The sequence below is a fragment of the Actinopolymorpha sp. NPDC004070 genome (assembly GCF_040610475.1).
In the GTDB taxonomy this organism is placed as follows: domain Bacteria; phylum Actinomycetota; class Actinomycetes; order Propionibacteriales; family Actinopolymorphaceae; genus Actinopolymorpha.
Genome location: NZ_JBEXMJ010000003.1, coordinates 379636 through 403076, shown reverse-complemented (window position 1 = coordinate 403076; position 23441 = coordinate 379636). Strand labels below are relative to the sequence as shown.

Sequence of the window (23441 nt, the reverse complement as noted above, 5' to 3'; positions counted from 1 at the left end):
GGACGGTCACTCGGCTGCCGGCCAGGCCTCGACCTGGCCGGCGCCACCTGCGCGCAGGTGCCGGTACAGGGCTTCACCGGCTGCCGGGTCGGCATCCGAACGCAGTGTCAGCCACCGCCTGCCGGAGTCAGCGGACGCGAGACCTCCACCGAGCACCAGAGAATCGGGGACGGTCTCGGCCAGCAGGAACACCTCGGGCTCGCTCCCGCCGGTCTCGGCCACCTTCGTTCGCTCGAGCGGCGCCGCCCAGATCAGCCGGCTCTCCACGACCACGAGTCGGTGCTGGGTGACCAGCACCGTGACCTGACCACCAGCCCGGCCGACCAGTTCGGCGGCGAACTCGATCCGCTCGTCGTCATCCATGAACGTCGCGAGCGCACGGTCGACCACCTCGGTCGGCAGCGGATCGGCGGCCTCGGCCCTGCCAGGCGCGGCCTCCCATGGCGCGGCTCGCGAGGGCGTGGCTCGCGCCGACGCGACTTCAGGTCGCTCGGCTTCGCCTGCCGCGGCCGGTCGTGGAGCCTCGCCTTCCCAGCTCGTGTCGACCTCGGGCAGGGCACCCATGGCCCGGGCCGCGTCCAGCAGCGTGGGGAAGAAGTCGTGGAACGCCGCCGCGTCGCGGATCCGCATGGTCGTGGTGAGCTCACCACCTGAGGGGCCGCCGGGCGTCCTCGCCGTGACGGCGAAGTCACCGAGGCTGGGTCCGGTCGGCCGGCCCGCGAAGACGACGTACGGGAGCGCCACCGCGGTCACGCGCTCACGGGCCTCGAAGATGATCCGCTGGTCGGTGACGAACGCGAAGCCCGCGGCGTTCCCCTCGTGCGGGAAGCGAACGGCTACCCGCGCACGCGGCCGCTCCCCGGGCCGCATCACCGACTTCAGCAGCAGCCAGTCACGGGACTCCGCGGCGACCGCGCGACTACGCTGGGTCGCCGCCCGGACGTGGAGATCCTCCAGTGCACGGTCGCCGACCGTGATTCTGACTGACTTCTTACGGAACCGCACGAGGCCGCAGATTAGCCGTCCCCGCACAACCTCTCAAACCCGGCAAAGGGGACGGTCATGATCATCGACTCCAGGACCTCGCGCCGCGGGCCGACCGCACCCGGGCCCCTGCGCCTCCCTGGGCGCCCTGCTCGGCGGTTTCGTTGGCTTCCGCCTCGATGTGCCTACCTGCTCCGGTTGTCCCTGCTGGGTTCCGCGCGCCAACGGAAGCGCCGGCACGGCCCAGGCCTTCACATCAATTGCAGCGATTACCGGATCTGCACCTTCTCGGATATTCATGTTAACCCGAAACCGAATAGCAGCAATGCGTCAGAAGTGCGGGTCGAAGAAATTGTCGTAACGGGTTTCCGGCAGTTTTACTCTCAGCCAGTTCGGGTATTCCTGAAGAGCATTAAAGCTACCTATCTGGAAATGCTCTTATTCAATGTTCCCCATCCCTATGAAGAACCTCGAAACGGGACGTTGCCGCCCTGACGCTATCTGGACCCACACAGGAGGGGAGGAACCGTATGAACGACGCGGTACTCACGGTCTACACGCCTGAGGAAGCCGCAGAGGTCCTTCGGGTCGGGCAGAGTTGGCTGGAGCAGCAGGCAGCGGCGCGCAGAGTCCCCTTCACCATGCTCGGCGGTTGCTACCGGTTCACCGACGATCACCTCGTGCAGATCGTCCAGATCTTCGAGTCGACGCCTGCCGCCTCGTCACGGGTTGCCTACGCGCGGGACGGCCTCCCCGTTACCGAGCACACCGGGACACGCGCCGCACGGCCCTTCGCAGTCAACGTGGTCGAGTCGTCCGACAGGTCCGACTCCGGGCCGCTCGCACTGGCCGTGGTGCCCGCGGTGGCCGCGGTGGCGGAGCCTGGGGAAACGACCGGGGCTGCGGACGCTGCGGACAAGGTGGAGGAGACGAACGTCGCGACGGGCGTCGATGTCCCCGCCGATCCGATCTTCGTCGACTCGACCGGTCGCCGCGCCCGCAACGTTCGGCGCGTCGGCTATCTGGTGGCCGGCCTCTGCGCCATGGGCACGGCCGCGCTGGGCGTCAGCCTTACCGGCGTCACCCCGATGGCTCCTCGCCTCGTGCCACCTCCCGCCGTGGCCTCCGCGGCCCCACTACCGTCCGCATCGTCGGTACGCCTGCAAAAGACCCGTTCCGCGGCGAACCGCAAGTCGTCCGCTCCTCGGGACTCCGGCCGCACAAGGCAGACCAGGAGCCGGCCCGCCCCCGAACGGTCGGGCCCCTCCCCCACCGCGGCGAACTCCTCGCGCTCGAGCCGGGACTCGCGGTCGCAGAGCAGGCGCCGTGAGCTCAGCCGGTCGCCTCAGGGCCCAGGACGAGTCGAGACCGCGTTCCCTTCCGGATCCGACGGCACCGACCGGCCGACGTACGGCCAACCGTGACGACCATGAAAGCCAGCAGCAAGTCGCCGGTCCGAGCACACCCAACGGCGACCCACGGTTCCCGTCGCGTCCGCCCGCCGTCCGCTCCGCGAAGGGCCCGGCGCCTGTCGGTCGCCCCGTTTCTCCTCCTCGCGGTCCTCTTCTGCGTTCTTCTCCTCGACGGCTACGTCCACAAAGTCCCCGTCAACGAGCACCTGCCTTACATGGTGGCCTCGGACTGGGTGCCCAGGAAGGTCCTCAGCGGTGGCCCGGTCATCGACACGACCAGCGCCGGAATTCGTAGCTACCAAATCCCGAGGAAGACCATCGTCCTGACATTCGACGACGGTCCGGACCCGACGTGGACACCGAGGATCCTCAGGGTCCTGAAGAAACATAAAGTGCACGGCACCTTCTTCGTCATCGGCCAACTGACTGCCCGGTACCCTTCCATTGCTCGTGAGCTGGTCGATTCGGGACAGGAAATAGGGCTGCACACCTTTTCGAAACCCGACCTCGGTCACGGGTCGAAAGGGGCGGACATCGACCGTGAGCTCGCTCGTGCACAACTGGCGCTGGCCGGCGCCGCAGGAATCACCAGTTCACTCGTCCGCCCAGCGGATTCGTCGGTCCCGGAGAAACTGGACAACGCCTCGTGGCCGGTCGTTCAGTACCTGGGAACCAAGGGATATCTCACCGTTCTGAACGGCACAGCCAGTGAGCAGTGGCTCCGCACGGCTGTCCACGGATCCGCGGACCGTCCGGTCCCGCAGCCGACCGGCCAGAGCGCCGTGGTGCTCTCGTACGAAGCCGGCGACAAGGTGGCACAGAAGGCCCATGCACTGGACGTGCTCATCCCCCGACTCAAGGCCGCGGGCTACCGGTTCGTCACCGTCAGCAAGGCCATGGGCACCGAAGGCCTCGACCATCCCCCCACCACGGCCGGGCTCTGGAAGGGCAGGGCGTTCGTGACCGCGGTCCAGCTTTCCCAGGCGGTCGTACGTGGCCTGTTCGTCCTCCTGGCCGTCACCGGCATCCTGGTGCTCCTACGGCTCGCGATGATGCTGGTGTTCGCCCGGCGCCACGCCCGCGTACGCAACCATCCGGACTTTTCCTGGGGGCCTGAGGTCACCGAACCGGTCAGTGTCGTGGTACCCGCGTACAACGAACGCGAGTGCATCGCCAACACCGTGCGTTCCCTGGCGGCGAGCAGTCATCCGGTCGAGATCATCGTGGTGGACGACGGATCGACCGACGACACCGCCGAGATCGTGAAGTCTCTCGGCCTGCCGGGGGTCACGCTCGTACGGCAGCCCAACAGCGGCAAGGCCACCGCCCTCAACACCGGCATCGCCTGGGCCTCGTACGAGTTGATCGTGATGATGGACGGGGACACCGTTTTCGAACCCGACACGGTGCACCACCTGGTACAGCCGTTCGCCGACCCGCGGGTCGGGGCGGTGGCCGGCAACGCGAAGGTCGGCAACCGCGATCGGTTGATCGGCAAGTGGCAGCACATCGAGTACGTCATGGGCTTCAACCTCGACCGGCGAATGTACGACCTGCTTCGCTGCATGCCCACCATTCCGGGAGCCGTCGGAGCGTTCCGTCGCACCGCCCTTCGGGAGGCCGGGATGATGACCGAGGACACGCTCGCCGAGGACACCGACATCACCATGGCGCTCCACCGCGGCGGCTGGCACGTGGTGTACCAGGAGCACGCCTGCGCCTGGACGGAGGCGCCGGGCACCATGACCCAACTGTGGCGGCAGAGATACCGCTGGAGCTACGGCACCATGCAGGCGATCTGGAAGCATCGCCGCTCGTTGATCGAGCGCGGGCCCTCGGGTCGCTTCGGGCGGGTCGGACTGCCGCTGATCACCGTGTTCCAGGTCCTGGCTCCACTGGTCGCACCACTGGTCGACATCGTCGCCGTCTACGGGTTGGTGTTTCACAACCCCTGGAAGACCATGCTGGTCTGGACCGGGCTGCTGGGCGTGCAGGCCCTGGCCGCGGCCTACGCGTTCCGGCTCGATCGCGAGGATCTGCGCAACCTCTGGGTGCTGGCACTACAGCAGGTCGCCTACCGGCAGCTGATGTACCTCGTGCTGCTGCACTCGTCCATCACCGCTCTGACCGGAACCCGCCTGCGCTGGCACAAGCTCCGGCGCACCGGCGAGGTCGGTGCACCTCCCGGGCCTTCGGTTCCGGCGTCCCGACCTGCCGCGTGACCCGGCTTCGTCCGGGATCCGGTGCGGTGACGCGGACTCAACGGCTCCATGGCCAGCTGTCGCCACCGCCCAGCAGGGACCGCTGGCGTTCCGGGAGCGACGCGACGAACTCGGGGCTGGGCTCGTTGCCCGGCCACACCTGCATCATCGGTGGTGTGTACCCGCAGATCATCACCGCTCGCTCACGGTCGCTTCGAACGGCGGTGCTGCTGTGGACGAGGGACTCGGCGAAGAGCAGGACCGATCCCGCGGTCGCCTCGACCTGGTGGATGAGCCGGTCGTCCTCGCGAGCCGCGGCGATGATGTCCTGTTCGGGCCACCCGAGTCGATGGCTGCCCGGAATCACCGCCGTACCCCCGTCGTCGGGACCGACGTCGGTGAGGTACGCCAGAGTCTTGGCGAACAGGCAGTGGAAGTGATGGTCGGCGTGGTAGGTCCCCCAACCGTGGCGGGTGCCCGTGTGGAACCCGAGGGGCTCCACGCGGTTCTTCCGGCCCGGGGTCGGCGCGGGCTCGGCCGGCGCATCGGGGTCGCGGCTGTTGATGATCGCCTCGGACTCCTCCAGGCGTACCCGTCCGCCGACGAGGTCCTCGACCAGCGGAATCAGCGCCGGGTGCGTCGCGTAGTCCAGCAGTGCCTGGTCGTACTCCACCAGGTGACCGATGCTGAGGAAGTTCGCACTGCGGCTGTTCACATAGACGCCGCGGGCCGCCAGATCGGGCTCCGCCTTCAGGCGATAGAGGGCGTCCTTGATGCGGGCGATCTCGTCCTGGGTGAGGACGTTCTCCAAGAGTACGAAGCCGTAGACATCGAGGTGGAGCCGCTGCGCCGGGGTGAGCCGAGGCCGGTCCGCCGTTCCACCGTCTGACGCCTTCTCGTCGGTTGCGTTCTGCGGCGTTGTCGTCATCGGCTGTACCTCCAGTGCGCAAGGGTCGAGACAGCGGGCTCATTCTCGCCCACCACTCACCGCCCTCCTGACCGGCACCCACAGCGACCAGGACCGTCCAAGTTGCCTGCGGCGCGCACGCTCGGTCCGGACCTGGAAGAGGCCCCATCAAGCCGGGGAGGCCTTGTCGGTGCTCGGACCTAGCATGCGGACCATGACGCGGCATGTAGACGAGGACCTGCACGGTGCGGAGTTCCGCGAGTGCGATCTGACCGGGGCGCGCCTGATCGGCGTCGTCATGCAGGATGCAGTGATCGACGGGCTCATCACCAACCTCGTGGTGAACGGTGTCGAGGTCACCGAGTACGTCGAGGCAGAGCTCGACCGGCGTCATCCGGTACGGGTGCTGATCCGCTCCGAGGACCCTGCCGATCTGCGCGAGGCCTGGCGTCAGCTCCATGCCGGCTGGGCCGCCACGATCGAGCGAATCCGCCGTACGCCCGGCATCGAGCGCCGCAGCGTGAACGACGAGTGGTCAGCGGTGCAGACGATGCGCCACCTGATCTTCGTCCACGACTCGTGGTTCCGCCGCTGCTGCCTCGGCTCGACGGACCTCTTCACACCGATGGGCATCGGGCCGTCCGTCGAGCCCTACCGTGGAGCGCACGGGCTTGACCCCTCGCTCGATCCGGCTCTCGACGAGATCGTGAGCGTGCGGGACGCACAGGCCGCCGAGCTCAAGGCCTGGCTCGACGAGGTCACCGCTGAGCAGCTCGCAGCGCGAGCGCCGGTGCCCGACGACGATGTTTGGCCGCCGTACGCCCGGGGCCGTTCGGTGCGGCAGTGCCTCCGCACGGTGCTCAACGAGACCTTCGAGCACCACGGTTTCTGCGTCCGCGACCTCGACCTGATCGCCATCGCACATCGGCTCTGACGGACAAGTCGGGCAGCGTGGCTGTCCGGTTCGCCCACAAGTCTTGTCAGATGCCAGGGCCGCAGTGCACTATCTGGTTCGCGCACGACCCGAAGGATCAACAGGTCCTCAGGGCCGGCTGCACGGGGGTTCATCGCGTTGAGAGACCCAGCGCTTCCCGGTCCCTTCGTTCTCCGGCCGCACGTCGCCGCGCCAGTACGAAGGAGACCTCCTCTTGAAGCAGTCACCACGCTTCCTCGCCGCCTTCGGCGCGAGCGTTGTCCTCACGATCGGATCCGCCACGGCTGCGGTCGCCGGCACCGGCGCCGTCGACACCTCCGCCCCGGCAGCCGCCGTCGCGCCCGCCGCCGCGCGCACCACGCTGGCGCACAGCGGTGAGGCCGCCGACCGGTTCGGAATCGACCGGTCCCCCGCCCGCGCGGCCGTCGAGCGGGCCATCGACCCCGGCGACTACCAGTGCGGGCCGACCGATCTCGACGCCTACGTCAGCGGCCTGATCAACGGGATGTCCGACGCGGAGTACGCCTTCCTCGTCCGTCACCTCGAGATGCTCGACATCCCGACGTACGACGCACTGCTGTACGGCTCCCCCACCGACGCGCGCTACGCGCTGCGGAGCGACTACCGGACCGAGCTGACGCACACGTTCCGGGACGTCAAGCGGTTCTGGGACATCCAGTCCGGCGACATCCAGCTGATGTCGATGCACGGCAGCATCATGGGTGACGCCGCGGCTGTCTCCCGGGTCCTGCAGCTGCCGATCCCCGGGTTCGGCCAGTCCCCTGCCGATGCGGACAAGAACGCCAAGGACATTGCCACTGCGGTCGACAGCGGCATGTTCGATCACGGCAACAACCCGCTGTTCACGCTGAACGCGTTCGCCTTCACCGCCGAAGGTGACCCCGACCCACTGGTCAAGGGTGTGCCCGACAAGCTGATCTTCGGTGACGGCATCGTCGACGCTCTCAACGCCATGGGCATCGGCGACGTCGGGCCGCGCGCGGTGATGGGCCACGAGTTCGGCCACCACGTGCAGTTCGAGGACAACCTGTTCGAGTCCCCGCTGACCGGGCCCGAAGCGACCCGGCGCACCGAACTGATGGCCGACGCGTTCGGCACCTACTTCGCCACCCACGCCCGCGGACTCTCCCTCAACACCAAGCGGGTACTGCAGGCCGAGAAGACCTTCTACGAGGTCGGTGACTGCGCCTACGACAACTCCGGCCACCACGGCACGCCCAACCAGCGGCTGCGGTCCTCCGCCTGGGCCGCCGGCATCGCCGACTCGGCGCGGCCGCAGGGCAAGATCCTGCCGTCGCTGACCTTCGCGGACATGTTCGAGCAGGAGCTACCGGTCATCGTCGCCCCGGACGCCTCCTGACCAGTACGCCAACACGCCTCGGCCCGGTCACCCCTGAGGTGGCCGGGCCGAGGCGTACCTCCAGTCGACCCCGACTCCTCCCAGCCGTCGATCACACGGCGTAACGAAGAAGGCCTGAATCGCCGCTCTGCGTTGTCAGTCCGGCGACAACACGGGGCAGGTCGGATACATTGGCGCCATGCCAGAGGAGCCATCTGTCAATATGGACGAACTACGCGAGCGGTTCCCTTGGGTCGGCCTTGCGACCTTCGACGAGGATCTATCCGCCCGGTACCGGGAGCTCATGGCCGCGTCCCGACGCGACCATGAGATCGTCGAGGCCATCGAGGCAGCGCGCCGCAGCGCATGAACACCCCTCCTCTGCGACTCGGGTCTTCTGATCGCGAGCTACAACGTCGCGGACCGGCATCACGCCGCATGCGTCCGCCTGCTGATCACGTACGTAACGGTCCCGCCTTGGAAGCTCGCCTCCTGGACGTCCTTACCGGCCGACCGGGAAACTTCGAGATCCTCGACCCCACTCCTGCCGACCGGGAACGTGCAGCCGAACTCGTCGGTCAGCTGGTGGCTGCGCCACTCGGCTACGTGGACGCGACCATCCTTGCGATGGCAGAGCGACTGAAGATCGTCGATATAGCTACCGTCGACTTCAAGTTCCTGGGTATGGCGAGTCGGGTCAGCCGCCTGTCACCTCTGCGCTGGGTGCTCCAGGAGAACTGACGTCGGACGCACCCACCGTTGTGATGCATGCTGACGACGACCGGTCTGTTCGGTCGTCACGTACGCAACGATGAAGCGGCCCGGCCACCTCTTCAGGTGGCCGGGCGGACTCGCATCCGAACCAAATAAGGTCAGGAATCCTTCTTGACCTTGTAGCGGATCACGTCGTTCCGCAGCACGTCCCCTGGGACCTTCACGATCCAAAGTCCTCGACCGTTGTGGTCGGTTCCCTTGACAAGATCCTTGCCCTTGAGGCTGATCGAGGCCAGCTCACCGGGGTCGCGACTCGTGGGTCTCCGTCACGTAGTCGACGCCGGTCCCGACGAACGTGTACGAGAAGGCGTCATCGTTCTTCTCGCTGTAGTGCACGTCGTCCTGGAAGTCGCCCAGCCCACGGCCCGTGCTCGCGCTCCACGAACCGGAGTAGGCGATCTGCGGATCGTCGTTCACCGAAACCGTGCGTAGGCCGGAGGTCACGGACTTCTCGGCAGCCTTGGCGCCGGCTGCCGAGGAGTCCGTGACCTCGACCGTCAACGGCTCATTGACGGCCGCCCACAGGGTCGCCGCTGCGCCGCTCGTCGCGGGTGAGTCCGTCCATCGTGCCGTCGCCGACGTTCAGCGAGTCCAGGTCGTTCTATCCGCCCGGTCTGCCGTGACGCCACCAGTCGGCCACCTTGGGGACAGCCGCGCGACGTTCTGCCAGGTCGTCAGGGCCTCACCGTCTTAGTAGCACTCCACGTCCCAGTCGGTCCGCCAGCCGTTGGCGTACTTCTTCCAGTAGCCGGCGTACTTGATGTCGAGCGCCCAGGAGAACTCGAGCCAGATTCCATTGCTGGAGCAGCCGGTACGCATGCGTGTGTGCCCGAAGGAGCACCAGGCGATCACGGCGGCCATCCGCGAGCACGATCCCGACGCCGCGGAGAAGGCGATGCGTGCACACACCTCGAGGCGTCGCGGACCCGCCTACTTACCGCGTACGACGACTCCTGACGGATCCATCGCCGCAGGTTGGCCGGATCTCGCCTCTTGGACAGTTCGTACTACACCGGACGGTACCGCCGGGCATGATCATCACCCCGGGCTTCTCGCGAGCGGCCGCGGGGTGCTGGCATTCGCGGTGAAGGGGGCCACCGGTGGATGACGTGGTGGAACGGCGCGCCGCACCCGAGGCGGTGCTGGTTCGCGTCCTGGATGGCTTCGTCGTGTCTCGGCACGGGGGTCGCGTGGAGTTGCCCACGCGAGCGGCTCGGCTGGTCGCCTGCCTGGCGGTACGAGGCGGAACGATCGGCCGCGGAATCGTCGCGGGCCATCTGTGGCCGGACGTCACCGAGCGGCAGGCCGCGACGAGCCTGCGCTCGACGCTCCTGGCGATCCGGCGTCCGTGCCCGGAACTGCTCGACACCGGCCCCAACCACGTCGGACTCGCCGCGGGGGTGAAGGTGGACCTGGCCGACCTTGTCGGCTGGTGCCGGCGAGCGATGGATCCAGCGGACGACCCGGTCCCTCCCCCGTTCAGCCGATGTCCCCGGCTGCTCCCGGAGTTTGACGCCGACGACTGGATCACGACTGATCGGGAGAGCCTCCATCAACTCCTGATGCACGCACTGGAGTCGGTGACCGGACGGTTCATCGACAGGGGTCAGTACGCCGACGCGGCGCTCGCGGCGACCTGCGCTGTGGCCACCGACCCGTTGCGCGAGTCGGCCAGGCACGCCCTCATCCGAGTGCACCTGGCCGAAGGAAACCTCGCCGCGGCTCTGCACGAGTACGACCGGTTCCGCCGGCTACTCGACCAGGAGCTCGGGGTGGCTCCCACCCAGTCGCTCAGGAAGCTGCTCGCGGCGGCGACCTCCGCCGGTCAACACTGAGTCTTCCTGGGGCCGGCACCGAGACAGCACGGAGCGGCCCCCTCCTGCCCTCACCGGACCGTGGTGAACCCTGCCCGCGACGGCCCGGCCCGGGCTCGCACTCACGCGGCCATCACGCTCACGTCACGCAGACCATCGCTACTCGGCGTCTCGCGGGCGCGAGCGCGGTCACGCCCGACAAGTTGACTGTCTCCCACAGCTGGGGCCGGCCCCTCTCGAGCCGGCCCGCATCTGAACGGCTGTCCGGGGTGAACGAGCAGAACAGGAGTCAGGAGATGCCCGACGACTTCGACATCAGTGCTCTCGACAAGCTGGGCGGAACCGAACGGGCCCGCGTCGAGGGAGAGCTGAAGAAGACGCTGGACCGCGAGCTGGAGGTCATCAACCGGCCGATCCGGCCGACGCCGAGCCGCCGGAACTTCCAGGCGGTTCTGACCCGCCTGTCGACGGACAAGGACTACCGGGAGCAGGCGGCCACGGACCCGTCGCTGATCACGATGGACTACAAGCTGTCGCTGAAGGAACTGCAGGCGCTGCGCCAGGTCGCGATCCTGTCCGGTGCCGACACCAAGGTGGTCGACCGCCTCCGCGCCGACACGATCATCAACTCCGGGCCCGCGAGCCTGGACAGTGTCGACGTCAGCTGCTGCTCCTGCTGCTGCTGTTGCTGCGGGGACACAGCGGTGACGGTGACGGGCTGACCATCGCATGAAGATCGCCTGGTCCACAGGGGTCGGTCCCGGTCTGGCACCCGAAGACGCCACCGGGTCCGGCGCCCTGGCGTGGCCGGACTTCCACGAGGCGTCGAAACTGCCGGCGGCGGTGGCTCGGGCCCAGTCCACCGCGTACACGACGAGCCCGCAGGAGGCCTTTCTGGTCTCCCGCGCGTTCCGACAGGTTCCCGGACCCGACGGGGTGCCCTTCCGCCTCGACGGGGCGGGTGAGGACACCCTCCACGACGTTCTGGCCCGCCGCCGGTCGGCGACCGACCTCTCCAGCCCGCTGTCACTGGAGGGCCTGTCCGTCGTACTGGCCGACGGACTGGGGCCGACCCAGGTGCTGATCGACGAGCAGACCGGCGCGCCGACGGTGCGCCGGTCGTGGCCGTCCGCCGGTGGCCTTTATCCGCTCGACTTCTACCTGATCGCACGGTCGGTCGACGGTGTGCCGCCCGGCTGCTACAACGTCAACACGATCGCCGGCCGGCTCGAACCGCTGCGTGGTGAGCGGTGCGCCGACGTCGACGAGGTCCTTCGTGCCGGCTGGTTCTGGCAGGAGTTCATGGTCGAGGCGGCGGCCGTGATCGTGCTCGCCGCGGTGTTCGAGCGGACCGTTGCGAAGTACGGCGAACGCGGCTACCGCTTCGCGCTGCTCGACGCCGGCCACGCGGCCCAGAACCTCCTGCTGGTCGCGACCCAGCAGCGGCTGCCCTCCGTACCGGTCGGCGGCTTCGACGACGACGCCCTCGCCGCGGCACTCGGGCTCGACGGACTCCACGAGGCCGTCGTGCACTCGGTCGCCCTCGGAGGGCCCGCTCCCGGGGAGGAAACCCGATGACGACACCGACCTCCCGGCGGTACGAGAGCAAGGACAACGAGTTCATCGCGTGGTATCCCCCGGCACTCGAGCCCGACGACGGTACGCAGGTGTGGCGCAGGCGGCGGGCGGCGTTCTACGTCCACATCCCTTTCTGTACGGCGATCTGCGACTACTGCGGCTTCGCGGTCGAACGCGACCGGAACGCCGACCGCATCTCCTACCTGGACGGGCTGCACCGCGAGATCGACCGCTACGCCGAGGCCGGCCGCCTCGCCGGGTACGAGTTCACGTGCGGCCACTTCGGAGGCGGGACGCCGTCGGTCCTGCCGGCCGCCGACCTGCTGCGGATCCGCGACCACCTGGCCGAGGTGGCCGACGTACGCCGCGGCGGCGAGCTCACGGTCGAGGTCAACCCGATCAGCTTCGACGAGGAGCACGCCGAGGCGTACCTGGAAGGCGGCGTCAACCGGCTCAGCATCGGCATCCAGTCCTTCGACGAGCAGACACTGCGCACGATCGGGCGCCCGCACCGGCGGGCGGACGTGGAGCGCAGCCTGGAGATCAGCCGCCGGTCCGGGTACACCAACGTGTCGCTGGACCTGATTTACGGCGTACCGGGCCAGACCGAACGCTCGCTGCGGGACGACCTCGCCCGGGCACTCGACAGCGGCGCGACCCACCTGTCGTGCTTCCGGCTGGAGATCATCCCGTTCACCGTCCTCAAACTGCGTGAGGCCGCGGGCGACCTGCCCCCGCGACTCGACCAGTCCGAGCTGAACCGGATGGACGACCTGGTCAGCGAGGTGCTCCGCGAGGGTGGCATGCGCGAGTACGGCGTCTTCAACTTCGCCCGCCCGGGGGCGGAGAGCCTGCACAACGAGATCGCGTTCATGGCGCCGCAGTCTGACTACGTGGGCTTCGGCAACGGCGCGTACTCCTGGGCCGGTGGCCACATCTACACCAACCACGCACTGATCCCGAGCTACCTCGAGGCGATCGACGAGGGCCGTGACCCGATCGCCTTCAGCCGCCGCGCCACCGCGCTGGAAGAGATGTCGCGCTACTTCGTGCTCGGCCTGAAGTTCTTCCGGGTCCCGCGTCAGCCGTTCGTCGACAAGTTCGGGTTGACACCCGAGGACGTCTTCGGCCCGGTGCTCGCCAGGCTCGAGGACGACGGGATGGTCCTGCGTGAACGTGACGCGGAAGGCGCGGAGCACTACCAGCTCACCACGACCGGTCGCCACTACGTCAACAACGTGTGCAAGGAGTTCTACGTGGGAGACAACCGCGGACGGGGGCAGTACGTGCAGTTCGTCCCCACCCTCACCCCCGACCGGATCGACAGCTGGGCGCGGCGCGCCGGTCTCGACCTGCCCGATCCCACCATGCCCGATCGCACTCTGCCCGATCCCGCCCTGGGGGCCGAGCAGGTGGGATCGTGACCACCACCGACGCGGCTCTGGTGAGCCTGGTGCCGGGGGCCGTTCTGCTCGACAGCGGGCCCGACGAGACCCACGTGATGCTCCCCAACCACAACGTGACGTTCCTCAACGCGGAGGTGACGCGGGTCGTGCACGCGTACGCCGGCGTACTCCGGCGGCCCATCAGCCGAGCCGACGCCCGGCGAGCGGTCAGTGCCGACACCGGCGCGAGTGAGGAACTCTGCGACTACGTGTGGGACCTGCTCGACGGAAGCGGCTGCCTGGTGCCGGGCGCCGCGGCCTCTGCCGACGAGCCGCTGCTGGAGTTCTGGGCGTCCCAGGGGCGCGACCCCGTCGAGACCCAGGCTCGGCTCGCCACCACCCCGGTCGCGGTCGTCGCCCCCCAACCGGCGCGGGCGGTGCTTCTCCAGGCGCTCGCGGACTGCGGGATCGTGACCGTGCCCGTGGCCACCGAGGGCCCGAACCCCTCGGCGGAGCTGAAGGGCGCGATCGACGACGGTGTCGGACTGCTCGCCTGTTTCGGACTCGCGTACGGCACCTCACTCGGCCGGATCGTCAACGAGACGGGCCTGGAAGCCGGCCTGCCGATGTTGTTCGGCCACGTGTCGGGACTGGTCGCGCGGATCGGGCCGCTCGTGCTCCCCGGTGCGACCGCCTGCCTGGAGTGCGCCGTGCTGCGGATGCTGGCGCACGCAGGCGCCGCCGAGGCCAGGGTGCTCGAGGCGTTGCGGCGCAGCAGTGACGGGGTACCACCGCCCGCCCCGGTGCACCCGGCGTTCCTGCGCGTGGCGGCGTCTCTGTTCTCCCTCGAAGCCTCCACGGTCGCCCTCTCGCTTCCGTCCCAGACCGTGGGTGCGGTCGTCGAGCTCGTGCAGGGAGAGGCGCAGACGCGGCTGCGGTCGGTCCGGCGGGTGCCCACCTGTCCGGCATGCCATCCGGCCCGCCCTCGCCGCTTCGGCTGGGACGCCGCGTTCCGTTCCCGCGTCCTCGCAGGAGATGACGAATGAGCGGTACCGGCACGGCGGCGCTCAGGAGGGAGCTGACGCCGGCGCTGGGCGCGTTCGACGGACTGGTCGACGACGTGTTCGGGATCATCAGTCAGGTGACGCTGGTCCGGCCGGCGCCCGGCGCCCCGGAGGCCTTTGTCGCCCACGCCCTACCCTCCAGCACCCTTCCGCTGGCGGGCGTCGAGGCAGCCAACCAGGGCGCGGCGGCCTCGATGTCCGCCGAACGCGCGGTGGTCCGTGCGTGCGGGGAGTCCGTCGAGCGCTACTGCTCGGCCTTCTTCGACCGCGACGCGATGCCGCTGGTGACCGCGGCCGAGCTGGCCGGCGGGGGCGCGACGGTGCTTCCGGTCGGAACGATGTATCCGTTCGCCGCCGCGCAGTACGACGAGCCCGGCTTCCCGTTCGACCGCCCCGACGGCCGGCCGCAACGCTGGGTTGACGTACGCGACAACACCGGCCGCACGGCGTGGGCACCTGCCGGGTGTGTGTACGTTCCCTATCTGTTCGACAGGGACGAGGAACCCTTTACCCACATGCCGATCTCGACCGGTCTGGCTGCGGGTCCGACCTTCGCGTACGCGGCCGAGAAGGGAATCCTGGAGATCCTCGAACGCGACGCGCTGATGATCCGCTGGCACCATGTCCTGGCCGCGCCCGGCATCGACGTCGACAGCTGCCGAGGGGTCGATCCCCTCCTCGACGCCTCGCTGGAAGCGGCGGAGGGCACCGGGGACACAGGCACCGCGCGCTGGCACCTCAACCTCATCACCGTCGACGTACCCGTCCCGATCGTCACCGCCGCCCTGATCGACGACGAGGGCGCCCCGATGACGTCGATGGGCGTCTCGGCGCATCCCGATCCGGTGCGCGCACTCCTCCTCGCGGTCGAGGAGGCGCTGCTGACCCGTATCCTGCTCGGCCGGGCGAGCGAGCTCACCGAGGAGACCAAGCCCGTGCAGGCACGCACCCTTCGGGCGCACATGCTCGCCCATGCCCGTGATCCCGAGTTGCGCCGGGCGCTGGACGGGCTCATCGCCGGGGAGGAGGTGCTCACCCTGAACGACGTCATCCGGCGGTTCGCGCCGTACCGTACGAGGTCCCTGCATGACCTGCTCGCCGACGCGGGCTTCACCGCATGGTCTCGCGACATCACTACCGACGACATCCGCTGCGCGCGTCTCGCCGTCGTACGCACGCTCGTTCCCGGGTTGCAGCCGCTCGACAACGACCACCGGTTCAGGCATCTGGGCGGGTCCCGGCTCGTCGGCGCGCCGGCGGCTCTCGGGGTCAGGGGACGAGCCCTCGACGACCTCAACCCGCTCCCACATCCCTTCCCCTAGGCACCCTTCCCCTGCCACCGCCATCTCCCCCAGCCACACCATGAGGAGCGCATCGTGAACCTGACCGACCGCACCGTCATCGTCACCGGAGGCGCGAACGGCCTCGGCCGGGAGTACTCCGCGACCCTCGCCGCCCGCGGCGCCAACGTCGTCGTGGCCGACCTGGACGGTGCTGCGGCCGAGGTCGTCGCCGCCAAGCTCAACGCCGAACTCGGCGAAGGCCGATGCGTCGCCTGCCGGGTCGACACCACCAGCGAGGAGGACACGCAGCGGATGGCCGCTACGGCCCTCGACGCGTTCGGGCACATCGACGCGCTGGTCAACAACGTGGGGCTCTACCCCCACACGAACTTCGACGACATCACTCTCGAGCTGTGGCGCCGGGTCATCAGTGTGAACCTGGACAGCCCGTTCCTGTGCGCCAAGGCCGTGGTGCCGGCGATGCGCGAGGCGGGGTACGGGAAGATCATCAACGTCGCCACCAACCTGGTGTTCATGGGCCTTCCCGAGATGACCCACTACGTGGCGGCGAAGGCGGGCGTCGTCGGCTTCACCCGCTCGCTGGCCAGGGCGCTCGGCCCGGACGGCATCAGCGTCAACGCCCTCGCCCCCGGCGCCACCGCGGCCAGCCCGGAAGAGTTGAACGCCGTCGGGCTGAGCCGCCTGGAGGCGATCGTCGGTCACCAGTGCCTGCAGTGGGCCGAGCGACCGGAGGACCTCAGCGGGGTCGTCGCGTTCCTGGTCTCGCGCGACTCGGACTTCATCAGTGGTCAGGTGCTCACCGTCGACGGTGGGCTGACCATGCACTGAATCCATGCCCTGATACCAGGCACCGAAGGTGACGTGATGACTGCCACCCCTGCGAGGACCCTGGGCACCTCCATCGACGAACTCCTCGCGCCGGCAACGCCGGAGCTGTTCGCCGAGCGGTGGGGACGAAAACCGCTTCTGGTGCGGGGATCGCCACATCGGTACGCCCATCTGATCGACGAGGCCCGTTTCCGCGCGGCGCTGGCGACCGGCAGGCCTCGTACCGCGGTACTCGACCCGCCCGATCCCGATGAGCCGCTCACCGCGGGGTCCACACGACCAATCCCCCCTGGCGAGATCGACGGCGAGATCGACGCCGGGCGTACCGTGTGCGTCACCGACCTCTCTGCGGGCGACCACACCCTGGCCGAGCTCACCGTCACCTTCGCACGTGGGCTGGGGATTCCCGGTACGGTCCGTGTCAACGCGTTCTTGTCACCACCGGGGTCAGGGGCGGATCTGCACATCGACGCGCGGGTGACGATCAGCCTCCAGGTCTCCGGCCGCAAGGAGTGGTGGTACGGCACCGAGCCCGCGGTCGCCTGGCCGCGTTCCAACGCCCAGGTGCTACCCGACGGCGATCCGGTTTGGATGTACCCGTGGTGTGGTGCGGAGGACTGGGAGCAGCTCGAACCGGTCCGGCGCACCGATCTGGAGCACACCGTCCTCGAACCCGGCGACCTGCTCTGCCTGCCCGCCGGCACCTGGCACGCTGCCCGCGCCGTCGAGCGCTCGCTCGCGCTGAACGTCTCGATCTCCCCCGCGGATCCGGTGCGTGAACTCACCCACCTGCTCGACCCGCTGCTGTGCGGTGACCCACTGTGGCGAGGAGGGCTGTCGCTCGCGCCAGGTGGCGACGACGAGCAGCGCCGGGCCGAGCTCGACCGGCTCCGTGCCATGGTCGCTGCGGCACTGCAGGAGGGCGCACGATGAGCCTGTCCGCGCCCCGGGCGGCGTCCCGTACGGCCGCGATGGCCCTTCTGCGCGAGGCGGGCGCGGACCGGATACCGCACTCCGGGCGTACGCTGCTCGATCACCTCGTCGGCACCGCCGATCTGCTCACCTCTTGGGGCGCACCTTCGCGGGTGGAACTCGCCGGGCTAGTGCACTCCGTCTACGGAACGGGCTCGTTCGGTGAGGCGCCCCTCGCCTCGGCCGACCGCGACCGCGTCATCGCAGCGGTCGGCGCGGAGGCCGAACACCTTGCCGACCTGTTCTGCCACATGGACCGGCCGTTCCTCGAAGACGCCGTCTCGGGGCTGTCGCCCCTGCTCTCACGTGATGACTGGTCTGCGCTGCCGGCTTCCCCGCAGGACCTGGAGGACCTCACCGTGCTGGTACGGGCCAACCAGCTGGAACAGGAACCGCACCTACCTTCTACCGGCGGGCAGACGTCGCCTTCTCGGCCGTGAGATTCACCCGGATGCTTCCACCTCGTCGAAGGTGAGGGAAACCGAGTCCGGTATGTGCCCGACCAGCCAATCGGTAAGCGGCCAGTACTTTCCCCTGCCCTGCCCACCTCTGCGGGGATCCGGAGCAAGGTCGTCCTCCAGCCTGGTTGCTTCAGCCTGAAGAGTCGCCACCACCTCCGACGGGAGTCCGAAGCCGGAGGCCCGCTCGCCGTCAGCGATTCCCGCACACCCCGGACCACGTTACGAACAGTTAATCACGCTGACACCGGGCTGAGCGGATGTTGCACGACGGTGGTGCCACCACAGGGGCGCAGGGTCGCGCCGTTGGAGGTCCGTACGACAGTTCGCCGCACGCTCGAGGCGGCACATCCGAGAGGAACTTCGATGTCCTCCATCCCGGACCCGGCCGAGGCTGCCGAAGCGGCCGAGGAACTCTCGCCCGAACCGTTGGTACCGGTAGGCGCGCACGTCGGCCGGCAGCGGATCTACGGCAAGACAGCTGCCAACGAGTCGCTCGAGGACTACTCGTTGCGCTACGCCCCGGTGTCGTTCCGCACGTGGTCGCCGTTCGTCGTCGCCACCACCGCCATCGGCGGTATCGCCTACCTCGCCGACTTCGCCATCGGCGCGTCCATCGTGCTCACCAACGGCGCCGCGTCCGGCATCACCGCGATCCTCGCCGCGGCGGCCATCATCTTCGTCACCGGCGTGCCGATCGCACGCGCCTGCGCGAAGTACGGCGTGGACATGGACCTGCTGACCCGGGGAACCGGCTTCGGCTACCTCGGCTCGACGCTGACCTCGCTGATCTACGCGAGCTTCACGTTCATCTTCTTCGCCCTCGAAGGCTCGATCATGGCCCAGGGCTTCAAGTACGCCCTGGGAATTCCGCTTCCCGTCGGCTACCTGATCTCGTCGCTGCTGATCGTGCCGATCGTGGTCTTCGGGATGAAGGCCCTTGCCAAGCTGCACGTGTGGACACAGCCGTTGTGGCTCGCCCTTCTGGTGCTGCCGTTCGTCATCGTGGCGGTGAACCATCCGTCGGCCTTCGCGGAGCTGGGTTCCTTCGCCGGCCTGGACAGCGCGCACGGCGGATTCTCCTGGCACGCCTTCGGTTTGGGCATGGGCGTGGCGCTCAGCCTCATCGCACAGATCGGCGAACAGGCAGACTACCTGCGCTTCATGCCGAAGAAGACGGCGCAGAACCGGCGCGCCTGGAACATCGCCACGACCGTCGCGGGACCGGGCTGGGTCGTCCTCGGGGCGGCCAAGCAGCTCGGCGGGGCGCTGCTCGCGGTGGCGGCACTGAAGCTGGGCTCGAGTGCGGCGGACGCCGTCGAACCGATCCACCAGTACGCAGAGGCGATCAAGCCCTGGCTCGGCGGCGCCACCGTCGCGGTCGCGACCGTGTTCGTCATCATGAGCCAGATCAAGATCAACACCACCAACGCGTACTCGGGATCGCTGTCATGGTCGAACTTCTTCTCCCGCATCACCCACCGGCACCCGGGCCGCGTCTACTACGTCGGGCTCAACGTCGCCATCGCGCTGTTGCTGATGGAGCTGAACATGTTCAGCTTCCTCAACACGATCCTCGGCTTCTACTCCAACGTCGGTATCGCGTGGGTGGGCGCGGTGTGTGCGGACCTGCTGATCAACAAGCCGCTGGGCTGGAGCCCGAAGTACATCGAGTTCAAGCGCGCCTACCTGTACGCGATCAACCCGGTGGGCTTCGGGTCGATGGTCGTCGCCTCGATCATCTCCGTACTCGCGTTCTTCAAGGTCTTCGGCGACGGCTGGACGTACGCGTTCAGCCCGCTGATCGCCCTGGTCACCGCAGTGGTCCTGTCACCACTGCTGGCATGGGCCACCAAGGGCCGCTACTACCTCGCCAGGACCAACCTCGTCGTCGGCCCGGCGGCCGGGGAGGTCGACTCCACCGAGGCGCTCACCTGCGGTACCTGCGGACATGCCTACGAGCGGCCGGACGTGGCGGACTGCTCCTTCAACAGTTCGCTGGTGTGCAGCCTGTGCTGCAGCCTGGAGAAGGAGTGCCACGACGAGTGCAAGCGGTCCGAGAGCCCCTCGGCCGGCCCGGTCCTGCTCGGAACCCCCAAGGTGGGCAGCCCGACCTGACAGCTCTGCCTGCCAGCTCTGCCTGCCAGCTCTGCCTGCCAGCTCTGCCTGCCAGCTCTGCCTGACAGCCCGGCCGGAGCTTCTCACCCGAGAGGACAGTCATGCGTCACGGCGACATCGCCTCCAGTCCCGACACCGTTGGTGTCGGGGTCGCCAACTACAAGATGCCCCGCCTGCACACCACCGACGAGGTCCTCGACAACGCCGGCCGGATTGCCGACATGGTGGTCGGCATGAAGAAGGGCCTGCCCGGCATGGATCTCGTCGTCTTCCCCGAGTACTCGACCCAGGGGATCATGTACGACGAGGCGGAGATGTTCGCGACCGCGAGTGTCGTTCCCGGCCGCGAGACCGACATCTTCGGCGACGCGTGCCGGGCGGCCGGCACCTGGGGAGTCTTCTCGATCACCGGCGAACGGCACGAGGACCACCCCGCGAAGCCGCCGTACAACACGCTGGTCCTCATCGACGACCAGGGCCGGATCAGGCAGAAGTACCGCAAGATCCTGCCCTGGACGCCGATCGAGGGCTGGTACCCCGGCGACACCACCTACGTCACCGAGGGACCGAAGGGCTTGCGTGTCTCGCTCATCATCTGCGACGACGGGAACTACCCGGAGATCTGGCGGGACTGCGCGATGAAGGGCGCCGAGCTCATCGTCCGGCCGCAGGGATACATGTATCCCGCCAAGGAGCAGCAGGTGCTGATGGCCAAGGCGATGGCGTGGGCGAACAACTGCTACGTCGCGGTGGCCAACGCCAGCGGGTTCGACGGCGTGTACTCCTACTTCGGCCACTCGGCCATCATCGGCTTCGACGGCCGGACGCTCGGCGAGTGCGGCGAGGAGGACTACGGCATCCAGTACGCCCAGCTGTCGGTGTCCGCCATCCGTGACGCCCGCCGCAACGACCAGTCCCAGAACCATCTCTTCAAGCTGCTCCACCGCGGCTACACCGGCGTGCACGCGGCGGGTGACGGTGACGGCGGTGTGGCCGACTGTCCGTTCGACTTCTACCGCACCTGGGTCACCGATCCCGAGCTGGCCCGCAAGCAGGCGGAGGCGCTGACGAGGGACACCGTGGGCGTCGCGGACTGCCCGGTCGGCGACCTGCCGACGACGCGGCCGTAGCCGCCGCTGTCCGCGGTGAGAAGGGCCTGCCACACCGCGGACAGCGACACCGTGTGGGCCGCCCCGGCCAGGCCTCGCCACATCCTTCCTCCGTACGCCAGGTCGTACGCCTGCACGTCGGGAGGAGTCGGCACGTCAGCAGTGGCCGACGCGCCGGCCGCATCTATCGGCAGGAGGGCGAGAACCGTGTCGACGACGCGATGCGGTCCGAGTACGCCCACCGTGGCAGCGCCGGGGCCGAGCCGGAGGTCCTCGGCGAGTACCGGTGTGCACCCCCGCCGGACCCGGCAGCTGTTGACCAGGGCGCCGGGCGCCTCGCGGGTCCGTCCGAGCACCAGGGTCTCGCGCTGGACCAGCGTGGCGGTCTCGGCGAGGCGCACGTTGGTGGAGCGGCGTACGTCGGCTCCTTCGGCGACCACGAAGGGCTGTCCCTGCCACAGCAGGGTGCCGCCGGACTCCACCGCGACGTCGACACGCCAGGACGCCGAGCCGCCACGCATCGCGTAGGCGACGGTGCCGGAGGGTTCGACGAGTTCGAGCCGCATGCCCGGGCCCACCACGACCTCGATCTCCACCTCGTCACCGCGCAGCAGCAGGGCTCCGTCCTGGACGAGCGCGACCTGCGCGCCGGCTGTGCCGACGTCGAGGAGCCTCGCGCGTAAGGCGCCACCGCCACCGGACGACCTCGGGGAGAACAGCTCCAGCCGGGGCAAGCCGCCGTTGCGGTCGGCGGACAGCACGATCCGGGTCGGGCTCACGCCGCTCCAGACCGGTACTCGGGGTCGACGACGGACCCGAGGGGGTGAGCGTGAGTGTGGGTGTGCACGGTGAAGCCATGGCTGTGAGGCGCCATCGGGCCGGGATCGCTTGCCACGAAAAGTTCCGTACGAAACCGCGCGAGGGTCAGGCGTACCCACTCGCACAGGGCTCGCACCGAGTCGGGGTCGTGGCGGGACAGCGCCACCACCGGCCGGCCGTGGCGAGAGGCAGCGGCATCGGCCACCATCTGCTCGACGTCGACGCCCACATGCCGACCGAGGTCGGTCTTGTTCACCACCAGCAGGTCCGCGCCGGAGATGCCCGGTCCTCCCTTTCGGGCAACGTCGCCGCCTCCGGCCACGTCGAGGACGAAAATCTGCGCGTCCACCAGGGCGGGCGAGAACGTCGCGGTGAGGTTGTCGCCTCCGGACTCCACGAGTACGGCGTCCAGTGGCGAGAAGTCGTCTTCCAGGTCCTCGATCGCCAGCACGTTCGCGGTGATGTCGTCGCGGATGGCCGTGTGGGGGCACGCGCCGGTCTCCACCGCCCGGATCCGGTCCGGCGCCAGCACTCCCGCCGCGCGCAGGAAGCGGGCGTCCTCGTCGGTGTAGATGTCGTTGGTGACCACGGCCAGCGCGAGCTCACCGGCGAGTTCCCTGCACAACAAGGCGATGATCGAGCTCTTGCCGGTGCCGACGGGTCCGCACACGCCCAGCCGGAACGCGCGTTGGGTGGAAGAGGTGTCAGGCATGGAAGAGCCTCCTTGTCGTACGGGTGTGGTGTTCGGCCCAGGCCTCGATCAGTGGTGCGGAGCAGGCCGGGATGTCGTCGGGTTCGGTGATCGCGGCCACTCGCAGCGCCAGTTCCTCGATCTCCTCGTGCAGGGCGTACACCCACAGCGTTGCCACGGCCGGGTCGGACGGCGCGAGCTTCAGCCCGGCGGCGACGACGGTCTGGGTGTCGTCGTACGCCACCAGCCGTGCCAGCGCGTCGGCAGGGAGGTTCGTGACGGCGGCGATCACGCCCAGGACCGAGGGACGGCTGACGTCACGCCGCCCTGTCAGGTGCGGGTTGACAGCCGGCCACACCTGCTCTGCCAGCCGCCGGTATCCGCGGCCGAGCGCACAGGAGGCGCGGCGCAGAGCCTCGCTCGGTGTCCGCGCGGCCCACGCCAGCTCCGTCGCGTGCACGCCGTTGCCGGCGAGCACCTGGGCCCGCGCCACCACCGCGACGGCCGCCTCGACGAGTGTCACCGTGGCGAGCCTGCTGCGGCAGTAGTCCGGGATCTCGTTCGCGTGCAGGCCGTGCGCGAGCGCGGGCTCGAGACCACCGGACTGGGTGTGGCCGGAGGTGGGCAGCCTGCCGTCCGCCAGCAGCATGAGCAGCAGGTCGACGGATGCCGTTGGCCGGACGGCGGCCACCTCCGGCGGGCTTGCGTACGACCTCGGTGTGGTCATGG

25 protein-coding genes and 1 pseudogene are annotated in these 23441 nt (G+C 68.9%); 19 read left to right on the top strand and 7 right to left on the bottom strand.

Annotation, left to right across the window (positions count from 1 at the left end):
* Positions 1–6: 6 nt before the first annotated feature.
* Positions 7–1005, bottom strand: coding sequence for a hypothetical protein (locus ABZV93_RS08335; RefSeq protein ID WP_354932352.1), 999 nt, complete (start codon positions 1003–1005; stop codon positions 7–9).
* A 509-nt stretch (positions 1006–1514) separates the two neighbouring features.
* Here ABZV93_RS08335 and ABZV93_RS08330 point away from each other — a divergent pair.
* The 3 genes and pseudogenes from ABZV93_RS08330 (at position 1515) to ABZV93_RS08320 (ending at position 4618) form a co-directional block, all read left to right on the top strand.
* Positions 1515–2408 (top strand): helix-turn-helix domain-containing protein, encoded by an 894-nt coding sequence (locus tag ABZV93_RS08330; protein ID WP_354932350.1) that lies wholly within the window; start codon positions 1515–1517, stop codon positions 2406–2408.
* Positions 2409–2413: 5 nt separating this feature from the next.
* A pseudogene (locus ABZV93_RS08325) lies at positions 2414–3019 on the top strand (polysaccharide deacetylase family protein); the annotation flags it as partial.
* A 162-nt stretch (positions 3020–3181) separates the two neighbouring features.
* Positions 3182–4618, top strand: coding sequence for a bifunctional polysaccharide deacetylase/glycosyltransferase family 2 protein (locus ABZV93_RS08320; protein ID WP_354932583.1), 1437 nt, complete (start codon positions 3182–3184; stop codon positions 4616–4618).
* 37 nt (positions 4619–4655) lie between these two features.
* Here the strand turns inward: ABZV93_RS08320 and ABZV93_RS08315 are convergent, their stop codons facing one another.
* Positions 4656–5525 (bottom strand): phytanoyl-CoA dioxygenase family protein, encoded by an 870-nt coding sequence (locus ABZV93_RS08315; RefSeq protein ID WP_354932348.1) that lies wholly within the window; start codon positions 5523–5525, stop codon positions 4656–4658.
* A 193-nt stretch (positions 5526–5718) separates the two neighbouring features.
* On the opposite strand from ABZV93_RS08315, the gene ABZV93_RS08310 reads away from it, so the two are divergent.
* From ABZV93_RS08310 to ABZV93_RS08295, 4 genes are all read left to right on the top strand, one after another.
* Positions 5719–6438, top strand: coding sequence for a DinB family protein (locus tag ABZV93_RS08310; protein WP_354932346.1), 720 nt, complete (start codon positions 5719–5721; stop codon positions 6436–6438).
* 214 nt (positions 6439–6652) lie between these two features.
* Positions 6653–7819, top strand: coding sequence for a hypothetical protein (locus ABZV93_RS08305; protein ID WP_354932344.1), 1167 nt, complete (start codon positions 6653–6655; stop codon positions 7817–7819).
* A gap of 202 nt (positions 7820–8021) precedes the next feature.
* On the top strand, positions 8022–8168 hold the full coding sequence (locus ABZV93_RS08300) for a hypothetical protein (RefSeq protein ID WP_354932342.1): 147 nt from the start codon (positions 8022–8024) through the stop codon (positions 8166–8168).
* A 107-nt stretch (positions 8169–8275) separates the two neighbouring features.
* Positions 8276–8539 carry a PIN domain-containing protein gene (locus ABZV93_RS08295; protein ID WP_354932340.1) on the top strand — a complete coding sequence of 88 codons (264 nt, stop codon included), beginning with the start codon at positions 8276–8278 and terminating at the stop codon, positions 8537–8539.
* Positions 8540–8809: 270 nt separating this feature from the next.
* Here the strand turns inward: ABZV93_RS08295 and ABZV93_RS08290 are convergent, their stop codons facing one another.
* Together ABZV93_RS08290 and ABZV93_RS08285 are read right to left on the bottom strand one after the other, a co-directional pair.
* A complete protein-coding gene (locus ABZV93_RS08290) occupies positions 8810–9073 on the bottom strand; it encodes a hypothetical protein (protein WP_354932338.1) in 264 nt (87 codons plus the stop codon).
* A 189-nt stretch (positions 9074–9262) separates the two neighbouring features.
* On the bottom strand, positions 9263–9433 hold the full coding sequence (locus tag ABZV93_RS08285) for a hypothetical protein (protein ID WP_354932593.1): 171 nt from the start codon (positions 9431–9433) through the stop codon (positions 9263–9265).
* Between ABZV93_RS08285 and ABZV93_RS08280 the strand changes: the two genes are divergently transcribed.
* The 12 genes from ABZV93_RS08280 (at position 9390) to ABZV93_RS08225 (ending at position 21223) form a co-directional block, all read left to right on the top strand.
* The gene (locus ABZV93_RS08280) at positions 9390–9680 is read left to right on the top strand and encodes an FCD domain-containing protein (protein ID WP_354932336.1); all 291 of its coding nucleotides are present in this window, start codon (positions 9390–9392) and stop codon (positions 9678–9680) included. The genes ABZV93_RS08285 and ABZV93_RS08280 overlap by 44 nt on opposite strands.
* The gene (locus tag ABZV93_RS08275) at positions 9673–10407 is read left to right on the top strand and encodes a BTAD domain-containing putative transcriptional regulator (protein WP_354932334.1); all 735 of its coding nucleotides are present in this window, start codon (positions 9673–9675) and stop codon (positions 10405–10407) included. The genes ABZV93_RS08280 and ABZV93_RS08275 overlap by 8 nt, the downstream gene beginning before the upstream one ends.
* A 275-nt stretch (positions 10408–10682) precedes the next feature.
* Positions 10683–11108, top strand: a complete 426-nt coding sequence (locus tag ABZV93_RS08270; RefSeq protein ID WP_354932332.1) for a hypothetical protein — start codon at positions 10683–10685, stop codon at positions 11106–11108.
* 7 nt (positions 11109–11115) lie between these two features.
* Positions 11116–11964 (top strand): SagB/ThcOx family dehydrogenase, encoded by an 849-nt coding sequence (locus tag ABZV93_RS08265; RefSeq protein ID WP_354932330.1) that lies wholly within the window; start codon positions 11116–11118, stop codon positions 11962–11964.
* Positions 11961–13388, top strand: coding sequence for a radical SAM family heme chaperone HemW (gene hemW / locus ABZV93_RS08260; protein WP_354932328.1), 1428 nt, complete (start codon positions 11961–11963; stop codon positions 13386–13388). Before ABZV93_RS08265 ends, hemW begins: the two co-directional genes overlap by 4 nt.
* On the top strand, positions 13385–14395 hold the full coding sequence (locus ABZV93_RS08255; RefSeq protein ID WP_354932326.1) for a TOMM precursor leader peptide-binding protein: 1011 nt from the start codon (positions 13385–13387) through the stop codon (positions 14393–14395). Before hemW ends, ABZV93_RS08255 begins: the two co-directional genes overlap by 4 nt.
* The gene (locus ABZV93_RS08250) at positions 14392–15735 is read left to right on the top strand and encodes a YcaO-like family protein (protein ID WP_354932324.1); all 1344 of its coding nucleotides are present in this window, start codon (positions 14392–14394) and stop codon (positions 15733–15735) included. The genes ABZV93_RS08255 and ABZV93_RS08250 overlap by 4 nt, the downstream gene beginning before the upstream one ends.
* A gap of 54 nt (positions 15736–15789) precedes the next feature.
* Positions 15790–16545: an SDR family oxidoreductase gene (locus tag ABZV93_RS08245; protein WP_354932322.1), complete on the top strand. Its 756-nt coding sequence runs from the start codon at positions 15790–15792 to the stop codon at positions 16543–16545.
* Between the two features lie 36 nt (positions 16546–16581).
* Positions 16582–17478, top strand: a complete 897-nt coding sequence (locus ABZV93_RS08240) for a cupin domain-containing protein (protein WP_354932320.1) — start codon at positions 16582–16584, stop codon at positions 17476–17478.
* Positions 17475–17957 (top strand): DUF6817 domain-containing protein, encoded by a 483-nt coding sequence (locus ABZV93_RS08235; protein ID WP_354932318.1) that lies wholly within the window; start codon positions 17475–17477, stop codon positions 17955–17957. Before ABZV93_RS08240 ends, ABZV93_RS08235 begins: the two co-directional genes overlap by 4 nt.
* Positions 17958–18341: 384 nt before the next feature.
* Positions 18342–20093 (top strand): hypothetical protein, encoded by a 1752-nt coding sequence (locus ABZV93_RS08230; protein ID WP_354932316.1) that lies wholly within the window; start codon positions 18342–18344, stop codon positions 20091–20093.
* A gap of 101 nt (positions 20094–20194) precedes the next feature.
* Positions 20195–21223, top strand: coding sequence for an aliphatic amidase (locus ABZV93_RS08225; RefSeq protein ID WP_354932314.1), 1029 nt, complete (start codon positions 20195–20197; stop codon positions 21221–21223).
* Here the strand turns inward: ABZV93_RS08225 and ABZV93_RS08220 are convergent.
* The 3 genes from ABZV93_RS08220 to ABZV93_RS08210 are packed head-to-tail and all read right to left on the bottom strand — an operon-like array spanning position 21106 to position 23439.
* Positions 21106–21981: an urease accessory protein UreD gene (locus ABZV93_RS08220; protein ID WP_354932312.1), complete on the bottom strand. Its 876-nt coding sequence runs from the start codon at positions 21979–21981 to the stop codon at positions 21106–21108. The genes ABZV93_RS08225 and ABZV93_RS08220 overlap by 118 nt on opposite strands.
* Positions 21978–22733 carry an urease accessory protein UreG gene (gene ureG, locus ABZV93_RS08215; protein ID WP_354932310.1) on the bottom strand — a complete coding sequence of 252 codons (756 nt, stop codon included), beginning with the start codon at positions 22731–22733 and terminating at the stop codon, positions 21978–21980. The genes ABZV93_RS08220 and ureG overlap by 4 nt, the downstream gene beginning before the upstream one ends.
* A complete protein-coding gene (locus tag ABZV93_RS08210; RefSeq protein WP_354932308.1) occupies positions 22726–23439 on the bottom strand; it encodes an urease accessory UreF family protein in 714 nt (237 codons plus the stop codon). Before ABZV93_RS08210 ends, ureG begins: the two co-directional genes overlap by 8 nt.
* Positions 23440–23441 lie beyond the last annotated feature (2 nt).